This is a genomic window from Streptomyces sp. NPDC002734, assembly GCF_040295685.1.
GTDB lineage: Bacteria > Actinomycetota > Actinomycetes > Streptomycetales > Streptomycetaceae > Streptomyces.
This window is the reverse complement of the sequence record NZ_JBEOVU010000004.1, coordinates 87,935-105,330: the sequence shown is the minus strand read 5'-3', so window position 1 is coordinate 105,330 and position 17,396 is coordinate 87,935. Positions and strand designations below refer to the sequence as shown.

Annotated in this window: 18 protein-coding genes and 1 pseudogene; 11 read left to right on the top strand and 8 right to left on the bottom strand. The window is 71.3% G+C overall.

Going from position 1 to position 17,396, the window contains the following annotated elements:
- Positions 1 to 58 precede the first annotated feature (58 nt).
- Both ABT026_RS05415 and ABT026_RS05410 read left to right on the top strand, forming a co-directional pair.
- Positions 59 to 1,171 (top strand): hypothetical protein, encoded by a 1,113-nt coding sequence (locus ABT026_RS05415; protein ID WP_351112399.1) that lies wholly within the window; start codon positions 59 to 61, stop codon positions 1,169 to 1,171.
- Positions 1,172 to 1,255: 84 nt separating this feature from the next.
- Complete coding sequence (locus ABT026_RS05410) at positions 1,256 to 1,717, top strand: PPOX class F420-dependent oxidoreductase (RefSeq protein WP_351112396.1); 462 nt, start codon at positions 1,256 to 1,258, stop codon at positions 1,715 to 1,717.
- 69 nt (positions 1,718 to 1,786) lie between these two features.
- Here ABT026_RS05410 and ABT026_RS05405 read toward each other — a convergent pair whose 3' ends face one another.
- Positions 1,787 to 2,305, bottom strand: a complete 519-nt coding sequence (locus ABT026_RS05405) for a hypothetical protein (RefSeq protein ID WP_351112394.1) — start codon at positions 2,303 to 2,305, stop codon at positions 1,787 to 1,789.
- Positions 2,306 to 2,560: 255 nt separating this feature from the next.
- On the opposite strand from ABT026_RS05405, the gene ABT026_RS05400 reads away from it, so the two are divergent.
- The gene (locus tag ABT026_RS05400) at positions 2,561 to 3,109 is read left to right on the top strand and encodes an MOSC domain-containing protein (protein WP_351112392.1); all 549 of its coding nucleotides are present in this window, start codon (positions 2,561 to 2,563) and stop codon (positions 3,107 to 3,109) included.
- Between the two features lie 117 nt (positions 3,110 to 3,226).
- Positions 3,227 to 3,721 carry a DUF1877 family protein gene (locus ABT026_RS05395; protein WP_351112390.1) on the top strand — a complete coding sequence of 165 codons (495 nt, stop codon included), beginning with the start codon at positions 3,227 to 3,229 and terminating at the stop codon, positions 3,719 to 3,721.
- 18 nt (positions 3,722 to 3,739) lie between these two features.
- On the opposite strand, the gene ABT026_RS05390 is transcribed toward ABT026_RS05395, so the two are convergent.
- Together ABT026_RS05390 and ABT026_RS05385 are read right to left on the bottom strand one after the other, a co-directional pair.
- Positions 3,740 to 4,615: an IS5 family transposase gene (locus ABT026_RS05390; RefSeq protein WP_351112388.1), complete on the bottom strand. Its 876-nt coding sequence runs from the start codon at positions 4,613 to 4,615 to the stop codon at positions 3,740 to 3,742.
- A gap of 104 nt (positions 4,616 to 4,719) precedes the next feature.
- Positions 4,720 to 5,160, bottom strand: coding sequence for a DUF7878 domain-containing protein (locus ABT026_RS05385; protein ID WP_351112386.1), 441 nt, complete (start codon positions 5,158 to 5,160; stop codon positions 4,720 to 4,722).
- 154 nt (positions 5,161 to 5,314) lie between these two features.
- Between ABT026_RS05385 and ABT026_RS05380 the strand changes: the two genes are divergently transcribed.
- From ABT026_RS05380 to ABT026_RS05370, 3 genes are all read left to right on the top strand, one after another.
- Positions 5,315 to 7,012 carry a HEAT repeat domain-containing protein gene (locus ABT026_RS05380; protein ID WP_351112384.1) on the top strand — a complete coding sequence of 566 codons (1,698 nt, stop codon included), beginning with the start codon at positions 5,315 to 5,317 and terminating at the stop codon, positions 7,010 to 7,012.
- A gap of 62 nt (positions 7,013 to 7,074) precedes the next feature.
- Positions 7,075 to 7,878, top strand: coding sequence for a hypothetical protein (locus ABT026_RS05375; RefSeq protein ID WP_351112381.1), 804 nt, complete (start codon positions 7,075 to 7,077; stop codon positions 7,876 to 7,878).
- A gap of 197 nt (positions 7,879 to 8,075) precedes the next feature.
- Positions 8,076 to 9,452 carry an FAD-dependent oxidoreductase gene (locus tag ABT026_RS05370; RefSeq protein WP_351112379.1) on the top strand — a complete coding sequence of 459 codons (1,377 nt, stop codon included), beginning with the start codon at positions 8,076 to 8,078 and terminating at the stop codon, positions 9,450 to 9,452.
- 124 nt (positions 9,453 to 9,576) lie between these two features.
- On the opposite strand, the gene ABT026_RS05365 is transcribed toward ABT026_RS05370, so the two are convergent.
- Positions 9,577 to 10,161, bottom strand: coding sequence for a TetR/AcrR family transcriptional regulator (locus ABT026_RS05365; protein ID WP_351112377.1), 585 nt, complete (start codon positions 10,159 to 10,161; stop codon positions 9,577 to 9,579).
- A gap of 143 nt (positions 10,162 to 10,304) precedes the next feature.
- On the opposite strand from ABT026_RS05365, the gene ABT026_RS05360 reads away from it, so the two are divergent.
- Positions 10,305 to 11,153: a class I SAM-dependent methyltransferase gene (locus ABT026_RS05360; protein ID WP_351112375.1), complete on the top strand. Its 849-nt coding sequence runs from the start codon at positions 10,305 to 10,307 to the stop codon at positions 11,151 to 11,153.
- Between the two features lie 42 nt (positions 11,154 to 11,195).
- Here ABT026_RS05360 and ABT026_RS05355 read toward each other — a convergent pair.
- Positions 11,196 to 13,087: pseudogene (locus ABT026_RS05355) on the bottom strand (DNA/RNA helicase domain-containing protein).
- Between the two features lie 532 nt (positions 13,088 to 13,619).
- Here ABT026_RS05355 and ABT026_RS05350 point away from each other — a divergent pair.
- The gene (locus ABT026_RS05350; RefSeq protein WP_351112373.1) at positions 13,620 to 14,324 is read left to right on the top strand and encodes a hypothetical protein; all 705 of its coding nucleotides are present in this window, start codon (positions 13,620 to 13,622) and stop codon (positions 14,322 to 14,324) included.
- Here ABT026_RS05350 and ABT026_RS05345 read toward each other — a convergent pair.
- Complete coding sequence (locus tag ABT026_RS05345) at positions 14,267 to 14,884, bottom strand: TetR/AcrR family transcriptional regulator (RefSeq protein WP_351112371.1); 618 nt, start codon at positions 14,882 to 14,884, stop codon at positions 14,267 to 14,269. The two genes, ABT026_RS05350 and ABT026_RS05345, sit on opposite strands and share 58 nt — an antisense overlap.
- An 87-nt stretch (positions 14,885 to 14,971) precedes the next feature.
- Between ABT026_RS05345 and ABT026_RS05340 the strand changes: the two genes are divergently transcribed.
- Positions 14,972 to 15,433, top strand: coding sequence for a nuclear transport factor 2 family protein (locus ABT026_RS05340; RefSeq protein ID WP_351112369.1), 462 nt, complete (start codon positions 14,972 to 14,974; stop codon positions 15,431 to 15,433).
- 187 nt (positions 15,434 to 15,620) lie between these two features.
- Positions 15,621 to 16,049 (top strand): hypothetical protein, encoded by a 429-nt coding sequence (locus tag ABT026_RS05335; RefSeq protein ID WP_351112368.1) that lies wholly within the window; start codon positions 15,621 to 15,623, stop codon positions 16,047 to 16,049.
- A 71-nt stretch (positions 16,050 to 16,120) separates the two neighbouring features.
- Here the strand turns inward: ABT026_RS05335 and ABT026_RS05330 are convergent, their stop codons facing one another.
- Together ABT026_RS05330 and ABT026_RS05325 are read right to left on the bottom strand one after the other, a co-directional pair.
- Positions 16,121 to 16,396, bottom strand: coding sequence for a hypothetical protein (locus ABT026_RS05330; protein ID WP_351112366.1), 276 nt, complete (start codon positions 16,394 to 16,396; stop codon positions 16,121 to 16,123).
- A gap of 150 nt (positions 16,397 to 16,546) precedes the next feature.
- The gene (locus tag ABT026_RS05325) at positions 16,547 to 17,368 is read right to left on the bottom strand and encodes an aminoglycoside 3'-phosphotransferase (protein ID WP_351112364.1); all 822 of its coding nucleotides are present in this window, start codon (positions 17,366 to 17,368) and stop codon (positions 16,547 to 16,549) included.
- Positions 17,369 to 17,396: the final 28 nt, after the last annotated feature.

The window sequence follows — 17,396 nt, the reverse complement described above, 5'->3', positions numbered from 1 at the left end:
TGACGGCTGTGGCACGATCCCACACGCATCGTCCGTAACGTCCGTGGGGGCCCCGCCCATGACAGTCAGCGCCCGGCACCTCGCCACCGTCCCCGCCCCGTTGGGCAGTTCGGACCGGCTCGAGCACCTGAGGGTGCTGTGTCCGCCCGGTGGCGGGCGGAGGCTGCTGGTGCAGCGGGGCGACGCGGAGGTCGCCGTCGTGGAACTCGACGCCCAGGGCGCTCCGGAGATCCGCATACCGGCCCCTTGGCCCAGCGGCTACGGCACCGTGACCGTGTCCCCCATGGGGGACCTGGCCGTCTTCTCCGGCGTGCACGCCGTCCGCGCCGTCGACCCCACGGGCGCCGTGCGCTGGGAGCTGCGGCACGGCTGTTGGTCGGAAAGAGTGTGCGAGGCGGCGCACCTCTCCTTCGACGAGTACGCGAACGACTGGTACCACGCCCACGCGAGCCGGGCCTCCGCCGCGTTCTCGTCCGACGGCAAGCTGGTGTGGGCCCACGTCTGCCGCGGACCGGACGCGGACCACGAAGAGGAGTGGGTCGTCCTGGACGCAGCCGACGGCACCCTCCTGGGGAGCGCGCGGACCGGCACCGTCGGCTCCAGCTTCCACACACCGCACCCCGACCCCGCGCGCATGGGCCTGACCGTCGGCGAGGGCGACGAGGAGTCACCCGCGCTGTGGGGGCACTGGGACGGCCGGACCCTCACCTTCCGCCGACTGGACGAGACGGTGCTGCTCGCCGCGAGCCCCGACGGCCGGCACGTCCTGGCCACCGACCCGGGACAGTGGTCCCTCTCCCTCCTCCGGGCGGAGGACGGCGGGGATCTGCGGCGCCTGGGCGGTGCCGATGCCGATGCCGGTGGTGCCGGTGCCGTATCGCCTGTGGCGCCTGTGCCGCCTGTGCCGCCGGTGCCGGGTGAGGATCAGGTCTGGTGGGGCTTCGAAGCGGCCTTCCCCCACGAGGACGTGGCGGTGGTGGGCAGCGAGGTGCACGGAGAGGCGACGGCCCCGCGGCACTGGCTCCTCGACCCTTCCGCCATGACGGTGCGCGGCCCGGTCTCCTACCCGTTCCCCGTTCACGGAAGCCCGCTCGGCGCGGGGCCCGGCCAGTGGTGCACGGTGTCCGAGGACCGGTCGGCGCTCCACCTCTGGGCACTCGACGGGCGCTGACCCTGACCGCGCGGATCCGCGTAGGTCCGAGGGTCCATGCCGACTGATGGAAATAGCAGGCAGAAGCCGGAAGTTGGTGCCGTCATGACTCAAGGACCCGCACCCCGCGCACTGTCCGACGACGCTCTCTCCGATCTGCTCGGCGGTCAGCGGTTCGGCACGCTGGCCACCGTCAAGCGCAGCGGTCACCCCCACCTCACCACCATGCTGTACCACTGGGATCCCGAGACCCGCGTCGCCCGCTTCTCGACCACCGCCGACCGGGTCAAGCTCCGTCACCTGCGGCACGACCCGCGGGCGTCGCTCCACGTCCAGGGCGGCGACGTCTGGTCGTTCGCCGTGGCGGAGGGCGAGGCAGAGGTCTCCGATGTCACGACGGAACCGGGTGACGAAGTCGGTCGCGAACTCCTCGCGATGGTCCCGGAGAGCGGGAAGCCGGAGGACGAGCGCGGGTTCTTCGAGCAACTCGTCGCCGAGCGGCGCGTGGTGATCCGGCTGAAGGCGGACCGGCTCTACGGCACCGCCCTCGACGTCGTCGACGGGTAGCGTCCGGACGGGAGTTCGCCGTAGGTGCTGCCGATCCCCGCTGGACCTCCGGCCACGCCCCTCCCAACGTCACCGCAATGAGAGGCCCTTGGCGGAGATGAGCCCCTTCGACGGGTGGGCGCGAAGGGTGGCCGTCCACGCCGTGGGCGGGCAGGAGGCGCCGTTGGGGTGCTGCTCCCTGAGCTTCACCCGCCGCGTGTCCGTCGTGACGACACGCTTGTCCTTCCCCACGGTCACCGTCAACCGCACGGTGACCGTCGCCGCGCCGATGTCCTGCCGGAGCGGCGTCGAGACGCGCAGGACGGGATCGTCCCTGTCACCGGACGGCCTCTCCCTGCACTTGCCGTTCACACACACCCGTAGGGTCGTGTCGCCCTCGGTGAAATCGGCGGGACGCCACACCACGGAGACACCGGAGTCCATGCCCCTCTTCGTGCACATGACGTCGTCCCCGGAGTCCGCGCAGCCCATGAGCGTCGTCAGGGCCGTCAAGACGCCCGTCGCGAGCAGCAGACGGCGGTGCCGCGTGCCGGCGCCTCGCACGACGGCGCGGCCGTCCCGGCCCTGCTCCGTGACTGCTTCGGCCATGACTGCGGTCCCTCCTGATGGACGCGGATCGGCCTGCCGGCACTGCCCGGCACTGCCGCCACTGCCGGGGCCGCTGAGACGCGACACGTCGACGGCCCCCGTCCGCCCGCCGGTCATCATGCCACCGCCGTGCCCCGCAGTCCCCCCGGACGGACGTGATCGCGACACCCTCTACGAACGCCCCCGACGAACGCCCTCCTCGAACGCCCTCTAGGATCGGCCGCCGCAGACGGACGAGAGACGGGGGAGCACACGATGGCCGACGGCAGGATCACCGCGGTGAGCCGCAACGCGGAGTACTCGTTCAGCAAGCCCAACCAGTCGTCCGTCACGCTGCTGGAAGGCCTCGGCGTGGAGGGCGACGTCCACGCGGGGAGGACCATCCGGCACCAGTTCCGCATGACGTACGAGCCCGAGGTGCCCAACCTCCGCCAGGTCCACCTGATGCACGAGGAACTCTTCGCGGAGCTCGCCCTGAAGGGCTTCGACGTCTCCGCCGGCCAGCTCGGCGAGAACATCACCACCCGCGACGTGGACCTTCTCGGCCTTCCGACGGGCACCCTGCTCCACCTCGGACAGGACGCGGTGATCGAGGTCACCGGCCTGCGCAACCCGTGCGCGAAGATCAACGACTTCCGTCAGGGGCTGCTGGGCGAGATGTTCACGATCGACCCGTCCTCCGGTGACTTCACCTTCAAGGCGGGTGTCATGGCCGTTGTGCGACAGACCGGAACCGTCCGCCCGGGCGACGCCGTGCAGGTGGAGCTCCCACCGTTCCCGCACCGTCCGCTGGAGCGCGTCTAGGGCCTGTCGCGGAAGTGCGTTCTGACACAACCGGGCAGCGCGCTGTCGGTGCCGCCGACTAGGTTCTCTCCGTTCGACCCGACGGGCGGATCGAACGGGCTGGAAGGACTCGTCGCCGTGAGCATCTACCTGCACATGCGCGCCGTCGCGGAATCTGAGATCCGGGACGACCACACCTGGCTTGCAGGCTTCATGTTTGAGTCATGGGAGAACCTCCCCGACGAGTGCGCTGCGGGCATCGCCGAGGCGATCAACAAGGCCTGGTACTGCCTCAACGACCTGTATGCCGCTGTCCGTGTTCTCGATGCGGACGCCGACGACTCGTGGGAGCTGCCGATCTACGGCGGGCGGTCGCCGGCGCTCAGCGCCGATGCCGATCCCAATGACCCGCCCCTAGGGATTCTGGAGCCGGCTGGTGTGTCGCAGGCCGCAGGTTTCCTCGCACGTGTTTCGTTCGACGAGCTGTGGAAGGTCGCCGGTGCCGAGATCAGCTGGTCCCGCGGGGACGGGGAACAGGTCAGGCAGGAGTTCCTCGGATATCACAGGGACCTTCAGGGGTTCTACGGACGGGCGGCTGCGGCAGGCCATGCCGTGGTCAAGAAATGGGCTTGAGGTGTCGTCGCGTGCTGGTCACAGCCATTCGTTAATGGTGGCGACCAGCACTGTCGCTTCGTAGCGGACAGCAAGTTTGTCGTATCGAGTGGCGACGGCTCGGTGCCGCTTCAGCCTGTTGATGCTGCACTCGACGGCGTGCCGGGCTTTGTAGTCCTCCGGGTCGAACTTCGGTGGACGGCCACCGCGGGAGCCGAGCTTTCTTCGGTTGCGGGCCTGGTCGACCTTGTCGGGGATGGTGCAGCGGATTCCACGTCTGCGCAGGTAAGCGCGGTTTCTCCGGGAAGCGTACGCCTTGTCGGCCCGCACACGATCAGGACGGACTCGTGGACGGCCCGGACCCATACGAGGCACGCGGACTTTCTCCAGCACGGGTTCGAACTGCGGAGAGTCTCCACGCTGTCCTGCCGTCACCACAATCGACATGGACTTCTGGCCATGCTCAACAGCCAGGTGCAGCTTGGTGGTGAACCCGCAACGCGATCTTCCCAGTCCGTGGTCACGAGGCTCGGCGAACACCCCACCTGGCGGTTCCTTCTGCAGGTCGCCCCGCTTCCGGGCGCCAGCCGCACGCTGATGGGCGCGGCAGATCGTGGAGTCGACGCTCAACTCCCATGTGATCGAACCCTTCACGTCGGCCAGAGACTGGAGATGGGTGAGGATCCGATGCCACGTGCCGTTCCGCTGCCATCGACGGAACAGATCGTAAACCCGGCCCCATGGCCCGTACTCGATGGGCAGGTCCCGCCACGGCACACCGGTACGGACCCGGAACCGTATGCCATCGATCAGTCGCCGCCGCGGCCAGACGGGCGGCCGCCCCGCCCTGGCTCCCTTCGGCAACAACGGCTCCAAGACCGCCCACTGCTCATCCGTGAGATCTCCCCGACCCATGAGACGTGATCATCCACACCCCGAAATCCATTTTCGATACACGGCCTAGCACCGGTCCCGTCCCTACAGCCCACCCGGCTGGACCGCGCTGGGCGGCCTGATCGTCACAGGTCGGGAATCAGCCCGGGCCGCACGCCCATCCCTGTCACGTCGTCGCGCACGGCCGTCACGAACCGGCCGACCTCCGTCGCGAGAACTTCCCAGGCGACCGGCGAGGTCCAGACGTCCGGTTCGGAGACCGACCCGATCCGCCATCCCTCGGCAGACGCCGTGATCAGAACTTCGCCCACGTCCGGGTAGGACTGCGAGTCGAAGGCGAAGTCACCCCGCTCACCGTCCGGCCGGCGAAGCCAGTGCACCAGCTCTCGCGCCAACTCGGCCACGGGAAAACACACGTCCCCGCACACGACCCGGCTGCCGTCCTGGACGAACAGGTCGGCCTCGATGTCCACGAGGAGCACCTCAGAACCTGCCGTCCAGGGTCGGAGTCCACGGCGGTACAGGTCCGGCATGCCCAGGTTCCGGTACGCCAACTGCACCGACATCCCGCCCTCCCCGAGCGCAAGGGCCACAGATCTCCAGGCCACCCGGGTGCCGAATCTACCAAGCGGGGGCGGCGGGCCCGGTGGCGCCCCGCGTGCGTCCGCCGCACGGAAAACCGCTGGTGGAGAGGACGGTAGCCCGCGTTACAGTCCGCCCATGACGGCGTACGGACTCGGCCCCACCCAGCTCTGCACCCCGGCCGAACGGCTGTTGCACGGCAAGGGCGTGACGTCGTCGGCCGAGGCATGGACCGCGGAGGAGTGGGTCGACCTCGACAGGAGCGTGCACGTGAGCACCGCGGGGGAGTTCGGCCCCTGGAGATGTGAGGGAAGGCGACGGATCGGCTTCGGGTGGTTCGACGAACGGGAGATCGCGGACTGGAGCCGGGCACCGTACTGGCAGGACGGCCCAGGTGCTGCCGGCGCTCCCTCCTGGAGTTCGCCGCCCACCTCGTCGGAGATCACCCTGTGCCTCAGCCACGTCGATCCGCGCGTCCGGATGGCGGCGCTCGGCCTTGCCGCGTCCGGGACGCTGCCCGAGTCCCTCCTGCCGCTCGTCCTGATCCACACCGCGGACACCCATCCGCAGGTTCGGGGGCTCGCCCGCGGCGTCGCCCGCCAAGCCCTCACCGCCGTGGACCTCGTCGCCCGACGGCAACCTGCCACCCTGGCCGCCCTGGCGGTGCTGGTGGGGCAGTGGCGCCACGGCGCCTGGGTGCGGGACGCGGTGCTGGGCCGTCCGGGCGGGCTGCCCGGACAGGCGCTGACCCAACTCCTGACCGGCAGTGCACAGGAGACCCGCCTGGCCGGCCTGAACGCGGGTGCCGCTCACGGACGGCTCGGCCTGGCACGGGCCTGGGAGGTGGCGGCGAACGATCCCGTGGAGAGCGTGCGGGTACACGCCGTTCGCACCGCGATACGCCTCGCCCTCGCGTCCGGCAGCCCTGCCGACGTCGTCGACGCCCGCACCCGGGTCCTCGCCCGTCTGAACGCCGACCGCGCGTACGGCCCACACCTCGACGTGCTCGCCTCGGCGGTGGAAGCAGAGCTGCTCGGCGCCCAGGACCTGGCCGGACTCGCCGTCGCACACGGGTACCGGAAGATCCGACGGCACGCGTGCGACGCCGTCCTCGCCCACCCCGAGGCGGACACCGTCCTCGGTCAACTGCTGTCCGCACAGGACACCTACGTGCGGTCCGCCGCTGTGACGCGGCTGAGCGACGACGGCCGGGCGGACCGGGGCGGCGAGCTGTCGCGGTACCTGACCGACCCCTCCGGCGGCGTCCGCGCGGCGGCGTGCCGCGGCCTCCGCGCCCTGGGCGAGGACCCCCGCACCCACTACCTGGCCCTGTGCACCGACCTCGACGCCGTGTGCCCCGCCGCGGTGATCGGCCTCGCCGAGCAGGGGCACGCGGAGGACGCGGTCCTGCTGCGCACCTTCACCCGCCACTCGGACGCCGCGATCCGTGCCCGGGCCCTGTCGGCGCTGCGGCTGCTCCGCGCCCTCCCCGACGAGGCGCTGCAACCGTTCGCCGGCGACCCCGACCCCCGCGTGCGCGCGACCGCCCTCACCGGCATGCGGGACAGCGCCCCACTCCTGCGCGGCCAACTCCACAACCGGCACGAGGGCGTGCGTGCCCGGGTGCGGGACCTCCTCGAATGGCACCGCTTGAACCGGGCGGACACCTGCGGCTGCTGCGCGACTCCCGCTGCCGTGCGGCCTGCCGTGCGGAGGGGGACCGGCCCGGCGGTGTGGAGACCGCAACCCGCGGAGCCCCAACCGACCATGACCACCCGCCCGGACGCTACGCCCTTCGGCACGTTCCCCTCACCCGACCACCGCACGAGACGCTGACGAGCGGACGCCCACGGTTTATGCCTGTTCCAGAGGGGGAGTGACCTGCGACGATGATCCGCATGTCCGACGAAGCGAGCCCCAGGTCGGGCCGGTGGCCGCCCGCGCCGTCCGGGGCCGCCGACTGGCTGCGCGAACTGTGCGGCGACGGGATCACCGGCTTCATGCCCCCGGCTATGCCTGACGCGGTGTGGGTGCTCAACGCCATGTACGAGCACGAGAGCGGGCCTGGCGAGGTCTCGTACCACGATCACCACCGGGCGAGCGTGGCGGACGGGACCCTGCAGCGGCACGTCGTCGGGGACATCGACCTCGACGCCGTGGGCGTCGCCACGGGCGGAGGCCTGGGCCGCGCCCAGCACCCGGGCCCCGGCTGGCGACGGCTGCGCTGGACCGAACTCGCGCGGCGGACCGGCGACCCGGTCGTGCCCGACGGGCTGCTGCCGTGCTTCCGCTGCTTCCCCTCGGCCAAGAGGGACGGCAGTTGGCCCCTCGGCGTCGTCCCGCCCACCGAGGGGAGCCTGGACCGCGAGACCTGGACCCGGCTGATCGCCGTCCTCACCGACCACGGCTCCGCCGGCCCGGACACCCGGTGCCTCGCCTACTACAGCCCTCCGACGCTCGGCTCCTTCGACGACGTCGACGCCCTTGACGTCCGCGTCGGCCGACTCGGCGACGCCGAGGCCCTGTACGACTGCTCAGAGGCCGACTTCAGCCCGTCCAACCTCTGGGCGGCCGACCGCTCCTGGGTCCTGTGCACCGACTACGACCTCTGGGGCACCAAGGTCGCCGGTCCGCCCGGCCTCGTCGAGGCGGTGCTGAACGACCCCGACCTCGAGGCGGTGCGCCTGCCCTGGGCGCACTGACGCGGGCCGGGGCACCGTGCTGGTCTCCAGCCGCGCGGCTCGCCCGGCGGAACAGATACCGGGCGAACTCCTCCGCGTCCTCCTCATCGGGCAATCCGTTCGCCGGGGGAGGCGGTGACCGGTTGACGCGACATGGGACCCGTTCACGCGGGGTTCAATGCCCGGGCTCGAGGAGGGCCCCGTTTAGCCTGAGCCCCATGGGCGCCATCGAGGTGGATCTTGCTGTCATCGGTTTCGGCAAGGGCGGCAAGACGCTCGTCGGGGCGCTGGCCAAGGCGGGCAAGCGGGTGATGCTGATCGAACAGTCCGATCAGATGTACGGCGGGACCTGCATCAACACCGGCTGTGTCCCGACCAAGGCCATGATCTTCCAGACCGAGCACCCCGACCCTCGGGTCGACGCGGCGACCTGGTTCCAGCAGGCGGCCGAGAAGAAGACGACCCTCGTCGAGGCGATGCGGGCGAAGAACTTCCAGCTCTTCGACTCACCCGAGACATCGACCGTGATCACCGGCCGGGCCCGTTTCGTCGACCCGTACACCCTCGTCGTCGCCGCGGGCGGGGACCAACTGACGGTCAAGGCCGCCACCATCGTGATCAACACCGGCTCGGTCTCGCGACTGCCGCCCATCCCCGGCCTCGCCGACTCGAAGCGGGTGGTGACCAGTACCGGGCTGCTGGCGCTGACCGAGCGGCCGCGTGAACTGGTCATCCTCGGTGGCGGTTACGTCGGAGTGGAATTCGCCTCGATGTACGCCGCCTTCGGCGCCAAGGTCACCGTGATTCAGCGTGGCGCGCAGTTGCTGCCCGCCGAGGACCCCGACATCGCCGCCGAGGTGCAGGCACTGCTGACGGCGGCGGGCGTCACGGTCCGCACCGACGCGACCGCCGAGGCGGTCACCGACGACGGTGACCGGGCCGTGGTGACCTACCGCGCGGCCGACGGGGCGAGCCGCACGGCGGCGGGGGAACTCGTGCTCGCCGCGTTGGGCCGGCGTCCGATGACCGACGGGCTGGGGCTGGCGGAGGTCGGCATCGAGGTCGGCCGGCGAGGCGAGGTCGTGGTCGACGAGCACCTGCGCACGACACTGCCCCACGTGTACGCCGTCGGCGACGTCAACGGCGGGCCACAGTTCACCTACGTCTCGTTGGACGACTTCCGCATCGTGCGCGACCAGCTCACCGGAGCCGGTGAGCGGTCGATCGCGGATCGCGCCTTCGTGCCTCACGTCGTGTTCACGACCCCGCCGCTCGCGCGGGTGGGCATGACCGAGGCGGAGGCCCGTGCCACCGGTCGGCCGCTGAAGACCGCGGTACGGAAGGTCGCCGAGATGGCGACCGTGCCGCGCGCCAAGATCGTCGGTGATGCGCGCGGCGTGATGAAGGCGATCGTGGACGCCGAGACCGACGAGGTGCTGGGCGTGGCGCTGCTCGCCCACGACGCGCACGAGACGGTGAACACGCTCGCGGTCGCGCTCCGACTCGGTGCCACCGGGAGCGTGCTGCGCGACGGGATCTACACCCACCCGTCGATGACCGAGGCGTTCAACGACCTCTTCGGCAACTTGGCCTGACGGGTCCGGGGCGTCGCCGGTCTCGTCCCGAAGCATGGGAGGCCCGCGGCGAGAACCGCCGGCCGAGTCGGACGCGTCCTCCGGCCGTCCGTCCGGGTGACTGCGCGGAAGGTCTCCGGCTTGGCTACCCCTTCATCAGTTCCGCCACCAGGCGCTCCATCCGTGGCCGGGGATCAGGGCTGCCCGGCCAGGCGGTCATCAGCAGATGGTGGGCCGCCCCGACAACGGCCAGGGCGGCGGTGTGCGGGTGGAGGCGCTGCGGTACCCGCCCGAGCTCCCGTTCCTCATCCAGGTAGCGGACGACGGCCCCCTCGATCGCGGTGAAGCCGGGGGCCCCTGCCGCCAGGGCCTCACGGAAGCGCTGTGCGGCCGCGGGGCGGACCATGGCGAGGCTCGCCAGGGCGGGTCCTCCCGAGTCGAACATGACGAAGACGACGGTGCCGAGGTTCTCCTCGACCGTGTTCCGGCCCACGAGGCCGGACAGCTCCCGCGCCTTCGCCGCCGTCCGCGCCAGGCGGTCAAGGCAGAGCTCGGCGACGAATTCGTCGAGCCCCGCGAAGTGCGTATGCAGCAGGCCCTTGGCGCAGCCGGCCTCGGTGGTGACCGCCCGGCTGGTGAGCGCGCCCGGGCCGTCCCTCCCGACGACGCGCTCGGCGGCCGTGAACAGCCTCTCGCGCACGTTCGGCGTGGCCACTCCGCGCGGTGCCATGGATCGACCTCCCGGGTTCTCTGTCGCTTGCTGACCTCAACAGGGCCGATTCTAATCGGGGTTGTGAGTATGGGCGCTCGCCCATACTGTATGGGCGAGCGCCCAAACCTCACGCTCTGCCTTTCCGATATCAGGGGGGACTCGTGTTAGAAGTCGTCAACACCGAACAGGCGCAGGCATGGAACGGTCCGGAGGGTGACCACTGGGCCCGCCACCAGGACCGCTGGAACGCCGTGAACGAGGGCTTCAACGAGCCGCTGCTCGACTTGGCGGACATTTCGGCGAGCCATCGGGTGCTGGACCTCGGCTGCGGCTCGGGGCAGACCACCCGCCTCGCCGCCCTCCGGGCGTCCGCGGGGAACGCGCTGGGACTGGACCTCTCCGCCGCCATGCTGGCGGAGGCCCGGTACCGGGCGGAACGGGAGGGCGTCGCCAACACCTCGTTCATCCAGGGCGACGCCCAGGTGCACGCTTTCGAGCCCGGCGCCTTCGACACGGCGATCAGCCGGTACGGGGTGATGTTCTTCGCCGATCCCGTGGCGGCCTTCGGCAATGTCGCCCGTGCCCTGCGCCCCGGCGGGAGGATGGCCTTCGTCTGCCCGGCCGACCCGCCGCTCAACGAGTGGTTGACGGCCCTCGCCTCGCTGCGTGACGTCCTGCCGGTCGGCGACCTCGGCAGGCCGGGCCTCCCCGGGATGTTCTCCCTGGCCGCCCCGGATCGCGTCCGCGACGTCCTCGGCGCGGCCGGGTTCACCGACGTCGCGGTCGAGCGGACCCAGGCGTACGGCAGATGGGGGCACGGCGCGGAGGACGCTGCGGGGTTCATGCTGGGATCGGGGCCCGGCCGTCACCTGCTGGCGCAGACCGACCGGGCCGGAAAGGCGCGGGCTCACGAGGTCCTGGCGGACCATCTGCGGGGCCACGAGGCGGAGGACGGCACAGTGCGGCTGCTCAGCACCTCGTGGTTGGTCGTCGCCAACCGCCCCGAGTAATCCCAGGGCGGTAGCCCGAGGCTCCGTCGGCGGGCGGGAGGCCTAGACGCGCAGAGAGCAGTCGGTACCGACGGACACGGGGACGAGGGACCTGAGCTTCTCCCTGGTCTCGGGGTCCGTCGAGTACACAACCGTGCCGATCATTCCGCGGGTCAGGAGCACCTTGTAGGTGTTGCGGACAAGGCGTCCGAAGTCGTCGTCCGAGGTCGCCTTGGTGAAGACAGGGTCCTTGGACGCGGAGCGGTCGACGACCCAGCGATCCGTACGCCAGACCAGGTCGGGGCCGATGACGACGCCCGACCAGTCGTACTCGAAGCCCTGAGCGGTGTAGACGCAGCCCACCTGGCCGAAGCCGGCCGGGTCCGTGGCCCAGAGCGCGGCGGGCGGGGCGCCCAGGACGGAGCGGTCACCGTAGACGTTCCAGGGCCGGGCCCAGTCGCCGATGACGACGTCCGCGGGCAGCGCCGTCATATCGGGGGCGACCTTCTTCGTCCACGGCCAGCAGTAACCGGCGGTCATCCGGGCCGTGTAGCCGCCCTCCCGACGGGAGGAGAGGAACGCCTCCATCTCCTGGGGCGTCTCCGCGGTGAGCAGTTCCACCTTGCCGTCCGGTTCCCAGGCGACCGGGCCGTCGCCGTCCAGGCCGAGGAGCGAGGCGACCCACGCCACATAGGCGTCGCTGCCGCCGCAACGGACTGGCTGTCCAACTCGACCACCGTGCACTGCAACCCCTGCGCGGCGGCCGCGGCCTTGATCTCGTCAACGGTGCCCATCTCGCCGGGACGGACGACCTGATGCTGGTCGAGCAGGAACACCGGCACCCGGGCCGCGTCGATCAGTTCGTCGATCTGAGGGCGATTGGTGCGCAGCGACGCCCTGGTGTAGCGGTTGGCGGACGTCCGTCGGAGGCGGTGTGCCTCGTCGCAGATCAGCACGTCGAGGTCGTTGGGTTCCGCTTCCATGAAGCTGTTGAAGTACTTGAACAGCCCCTGCACCTCGGGCTTGCGAGTACCCGCCACCTTGCGCATGGTTTTGGTGAACGACTGCGAGCCGGTGGCGTGCAGGGCCGCGTCGCCGCGTCGGTACAGCTCACCCAGGAGGGACAGGGCGATCACGCTCTTGCCGGAGCCGGGACCGCCGGCGACCACCACCACCTCCTTGTGGTTCGATCGCTGCGCCGTGCGGACGGCCTTCATCACCAGCTCATAGGCCAACCGTTGCTCGGCGACCAGGACGAACTGCTCGCGGTCACGGATCTCGGCCGCCGCGACGGACAGCAACTGCTTCGACGGGCGGATCCTGCCGCTCAGCAGTGCGTCGGCGGCGTCGGCCCCAGGGGTGGGTGCGAGTCGGCTGCGCAGCAGGTCGAGGAAGGCGCCCCGCTGCTCACCGGTGTACAGGCGGCCGTGCGGCCCCTCGGGCACGTCCCGGAGTCCCGCCACGCCGAACTCGGTGGCGTTGTGCAGGTAGGCCACGCCGACCAGCGCCTCGGGCGTCTTCTCCAGGGCGCCGTTGAAGGCGAGGAGGTACTCGCAGTATCCGCGGACCTGCTCGATCGGGTTGAGCACGGGACGCGGGTAGGCGTCGATGCGGCAGAGGAGCGGTTCGTCCTCCTCCGGGTACGCGCTGCTCCACTGCTTCAACTCGACGACGACGTAGGAGGGCTCACCCGTCCTCGGATGGTGGCCGGCGAGTATCGCGTCAATCCGCCGACTGGTCAGCGGCAGGCTGTACTCAATGATCATCTCGACGTCGCCGAGCCCCGCCTCGAGCAGGGCGTTCGTAAGGGCGGGGAGGCTGCGTTCCCACGACCGGACCTCCGAGGTGCCGGGGCGACGGTTGTGCTGGTGCACGAAGTTGTCCGTCAGTTGCAGAGGCAGCGATCCGTCCATGATGCGGGCGGCCACGGACGCGGCGGACTCGCGGAACAACAAGAAATGCCCCCAGGCAGCACGAAGAAGACTCGTGCGGGTGGGGGCATGTCCGTTGGTCCGTATTCATGGACCGGAAGCCCGTCGGGCCGCATATGACGTGGTCTCATGTTAAACGAGTTGGTGCGTGTGACACCCGACGGTCGAGGAGGTCCCCCCACCGAGGGCGGGACGCAGGGCGAACCGGGGCTCGTCCTCGCCGGCCGTGCCCGGGAGGAAGCGCACCGCGGGTACGACGGGAGACGGAACTGCCGCACCTCTCGGGGCGCCGTTCAGCGACTTCACGACCTCTCCGGCATGACGAGTCGCCGAGCGTTCGCGACGGTGGAGTCTGACCATTTCGTCAGTGATAACAGCAAGAAGCAGCGGCGGTCTGGAGCGACCGGCGGGGCGTCCGATGATCCCCGGGGGTCCCCTGACTTCTCGACCTGACCTGAAGGGCCCGCATAGGTCGGCCAGTTGCTCGACGACCGAGGTCCGGATTCCGTGCGCCGACCTGTCCCCGGTGATCAGGTGAGCAAGGGAGTCACGAAGCATGGGCCTCGTCACGACCGTTCGCAGCGAGGGCGAGGCAAGGACGCCCGGGTGTGACTCCGCGCATGCGCATCTCCTCGTCCGCACCGCCGACGACGTGCGGCGCTGGCGCCGACCTCCCGCAGGGGCCGGCCGTGTCGCCGGCCTGCTGCTGTCCGTGGTCCTGCTCGCCGGCGGACCGGTCGGGTGTTCCGCACTGTCCCCGTTCGAGGGATGCGAGGGGACGGAAAGCCTGATGCGGGAACTGGAGGACACGCCCCTGCTGGCCTCCCCGCCACCCGGCGCGAAGGCGGTCGGGGGAGAGGCCGCGGCGTCCTCCTCGTGCTCGGACGACAGCGGTGACGCGTGGCTCTCGGCGCGGCGGCTGCTCGTCCACCCCGGTACGGCGGAAGAGGTGACCGCCCACTATCGCCGGGTGGCGCGCGCGGACGGGTGGAGGTACTTCGCGCATCCCGAACCGTCCGACGCCCCGCCACCGATGAAACCTCCGTCGCCCCCGCCCGGCTTCGCCGGCCGGCATCAGGACGTGTGCTTCACCAAGGGCGGCGACGGGAGCGCGCGGGTCGTCACGCTGTACTTCACCAGCGCGGAGGAACTCCGCCGCACGTACGGCCGTGACCTGGGGCCCGACATCCCGTCGGGGCAGCTCTACGAGATCGAGGCTGGAGCGGAACCGGACGGGTCCGTCGTCTCGCCGCCCTGCTGAGCCAGCAGCGCCGCCACGGCCGACCGCGCCTGCCGGGCCGACGCCGGATCCCCGGTGATGCCCGCGGTGACGACGGCGCCCTCGGCCAGCAGGAAGACCGCGTCGGCGGCGTCCGGCGCCCCCGCGGCGCGCACCCACTCGGCGAGCTGCGCCCGGAACGCCCGCTTGTGGGACAGGACTTCGGCCAGTACGGCGGGGGAGGAGGAACCGAGCTCGCCATGGGCGTTGATCCAGGCGCAGCCCCGGAAGCCGGGCTCGGCGAACCAGTCGGCCAGCCAGTCGAAGACCGTCAGGACGCGTTCCCGGGGGTCGGTGACCTGCTCCACGCGGGCGGCCAGGCTCGCGCGCCAGCGCAGGTCGCGACGCCGCAGCATCGCCACCACCAGGTCCTCCTTGGTGGGGAAGAGGCGGTAGATCCGCTTCAGGGGGAGATCGGATGCCGCCCGGACCTGGTCCATGCCCACGGTCTGGACGCCCCGCTCGTAGAACAACTTCTCCGCAGCGTCCAGCAGGTCCTCGCGGGCGCGACGATTCTGCTCCTCGGTGAGCGGGGCGGGCATCGGGGCTCCTTGCGTTGAGAACGATCGTTCTCTACCTTAGTCGACGAAGCGTGGAGAACGCGCGTTCTCCACTTTGAGGAGGCTGACGTGACCGACGACCGACCGCCCTACCCGCCGTTCACCCGGGAGACCGCCCGGCGGAAGGTCCAGGCCGCCGAGGACGCGTGGAACACCCGTGATCCGCGGCGCGTGGCGTCGGCGTACACACCCGACTCGGTCTGGCGCAACCGCGACGTTTTCGTCCACGGCAGGGCAGAGATCGTCGCGTTCCTGACGTGCAAGTGGGAGCGCGAGCTGGACTACGCGCTGCGCAAGAGCCTGTGGGCCTTCGACGGCGACCGGATCGCGGTGCGCTTCCAGTACGAGTGGCACGACGAGGAGGGCCGGTGGTGGCGCAGTTACGGCAACGAGCTCTGGGAGTTCGACGAGCGCGGCCTCATGCGGCGGCGCGAGGCGAGCATCAACGACGTCGCCATCACGGAGGCCGACCGGCGCATCCACGGCCCCCGTCCCGAGGCGGAGCACGGGGTGGCCATCCCCCTCGCCTAGCCTGCGCGGCCGCGCGTTTCCTTCCGACGGTCACAGGCCCTGCACCGGATCCTTCCCGTTCCTCGACCCGGTCTCGGCCAGCGCGTCCGGCTTCTGCTGAACGATGCGGAGCCGAGAAATCGGTTCGAGGCAGACGAAGAGCAGGACCAAGACGCAGGCGCCGTGACCGCGCCGGATGGGGACCGCCATGAGTGACTACGGGCAACTGCCGCCGGAGCGGCACGGATACGGCCGCGACCTGCGCCGGACCACCCCGCGACACGTGCCTGCCGAGCCCGCTCACCTGGCGGTCCCGCCCGCTCCGGCCCCGGCTCCGGTGGTCAGGCCGCGCGGTGACGACACCGGGCAGCTGCGTGCCGCCCTGGTCATCCACACGATCGCCGACATCGCGGCCGCCTTCCTCGGCCTGTGGATCGTGCTGTACCTGTTCGACGCCAACCAGGGCAACGTGTTCGTCGACTTCGTGAAGGGCGCCGCCGACGGCCTCGCCTGGTGGTCGCAGGACATCTTCAGCATGGACGCCGAGGTCTTCCGGACCTTCCTCAACTACGCGCTGCCGGCCGGGGTGTACCTCCTCGTCGGGCACGGGGCGGCGGCCTGGCTCCGGCGGTTCTGAACCGGTCTCCGTCTCCGGCAGGGCCTGCTCGGCGAGATGTTCACGATCGACCCGTCGTCCGGTGATTCGCGCTACGCCCACGACCATGCGGGCGAAGGCTGCGTCCCCGCCGCCCCGCCCCGGAGAACCAGGGCGGGGCGGCGGGTGCCGTCGGGCCGGGGCCCCGCGACGTAGCTGACCGGGCGGTAGCCGAGGACGAACATGTTGGCGGCCCCGCTGCCAGGACCGCCGCCGTCGGGTTTGGCGAGGGCGTACACGGGGGCGTTCACCGCGGTGAGCGCCTCCAGCGCCGTGGCCTGGTCCGGCGCGGCTCCGTAGTACAGGTGGAAGGAGCCGTGGTCGGCCACGAGCGGGCCGCCTTTCGATCCCTGGTCGGCCGCCCCGCCCGCTCATGGCTCGACTCCTGCCGGCGTGCTCGCACCGGGCAGGGGGCGGCCTGGCGGAGGCCCGGTCGCGGCGGTTGTGGGACGGCTCGGGTGGGCGGGGCGGCTCCGTCGTCAGCCGGTGAGCTCCCACAGCACCCGGTAGTAGGTGATCCGCGCCGGGTCCGCCTCGACGCCGTAGGCGTCGAGCAGGGCTTCCTCCCACCCCGGGCCGTAGTTCCAGTGGGTGCTCCACGTGGCGACGGCCAGGTCGGCCCAACGGTCCGCCACGCCCAGGGTGCCGAGGTCGACGTGGCCGGTGGGTTCGCCGTCGTCGCCCACCAGGGTGTTGGGGGCACAGGCGTCGCCGTGGCAGACGACCAGGCGGTCGACCGGGGGCGGGTCATCCAGCAGGCGCATCGCGCGCTCCACAGTGCCCAGCGGGCGCAGTTCCGGCGGCCATGCGGCGGGGTCGACGGCGCCCGACGCGACCCGCGACCGGGCCTTGGCCAGCCGCCGTTCCACCGACCAGTCGAACGGGCAGTCCGCGACCGGGAGGGCGTCGTGCAGGGCGCGCAGCCCGGCGCCGACGGCGCGGACCGCGGTCGCCGGGTCCGCCTTCCACCGCTCGTCCACGGCGGAGGCGCCCGGCAGGCCCCGGGTGACGAGCCAGGTTCCCGTCGCGTCGCCGCCCTCTGCCAGTACGGGCGGCACGGCCGTGTACGAGGCGGCCCAGCGCAGCCGGACGGCCTCGGCCGGGAGGTCCGACCCGCTCCCCGCGGGCGCCCACTTGGCGAAGTGCGGAGGGTCGTCGGGGTCCGTACCGGCCTCGTCGCCGATGCGGAAGGTGAGGCCGCCGAGCAGGTTGCGCCACACCGCCCGGACCGGCCGTCCGGCGGCCAGCGCGGCGACGGCGGGCGGGAGTTCGACGGGTTCCTCGGGAGGCGCAGCGATCACGCCCCCATCCTGACCGCAGACGACTCGG

Bases quoted from the DNA above. Each gene is read 5' to 3' on its own strand.
- ABT026_RS05415 (WP_351112399.1), top strand. From the start codon at position 59: ATGACAGTCAGCGCCCGGCACCTCGCCACCGTCCCCGCCCCGTTGGGC.
- ABT026_RS05410 (WP_351112396.1), top strand. From the start codon at position 1,256: ATGACTCAAGGACCCGCACCCCGCGCACTGTCCGACGACGCTCTCTCC.
- ABT026_RS05405 (WP_351112394.1), bottom strand. From the start codon at position 2,305: ATGGCCGAAGCAGTCACGGAGCAGGGCCGGGACGGCCGCGCCGTCGTG.
- ABT026_RS05400 (WP_351112392.1), top strand. From the start codon at position 2,561: ATGGCCGACGGCAGGATCACCGCGGTGAGCCGCAACGCGGAGTACTCG.
- ABT026_RS05390 (WP_351112388.1), bottom strand. From the start codon at position 4,615: ATGGGTCGGGGAGATCTCACGGATGAGCAGTGGGCGGTCTTGGAGCCG.
- ABT026_RS05385 (WP_351112386.1), bottom strand. From the start codon at position 5,160: ATGTCGGTGCAGTTGGCGTACCGGAACCTGGGCATGCCGGACCTGTAC.
- ABT026_RS05380 (WP_351112384.1), top strand. From the start codon at position 5,315: ATGACGGCGTACGGACTCGGCCCCACCCAGCTCTGCACCCCGGCCGAA.
- ABT026_RS05375 (WP_351112381.1), top strand. From the start codon at position 7,075: ATGTCCGACGAAGCGAGCCCCAGGTCGGGCCGGTGGCCGCCCGCGCCG.
- ABT026_RS05370 (WP_351112379.1), top strand. From the start codon at position 8,076: ATGGGCGCCATCGAGGTGGATCTTGCTGTCATCGGTTTCGGCAAGGGC.
- ABT026_RS05365 (WP_351112377.1), bottom strand. From the start codon at position 10,161: ATGGCACCGCGCGGAGTGGCCACGCCGAACGTGCGCGAGAGGCTGTTC.
- ABT026_RS05350 (WP_351112373.1), top strand. From the start codon at position 13,620: ATGGGCCTCGTCACGACCGTTCGCAGCGAGGGCGAGGCAAGGACGCCC.
- ABT026_RS05345 (WP_351112371.1), bottom strand. From the start codon at position 14,884: ATGCCCGCCCCGCTCACCGAGGAGCAGAATCGTCGCGCCCGCGAGGAC.
- ABT026_RS05335 (WP_351112368.1), top strand. From the start codon at position 15,621: ATGAGTGACTACGGGCAACTGCCGCCGGAGCGGCACGGATACGGCCGC.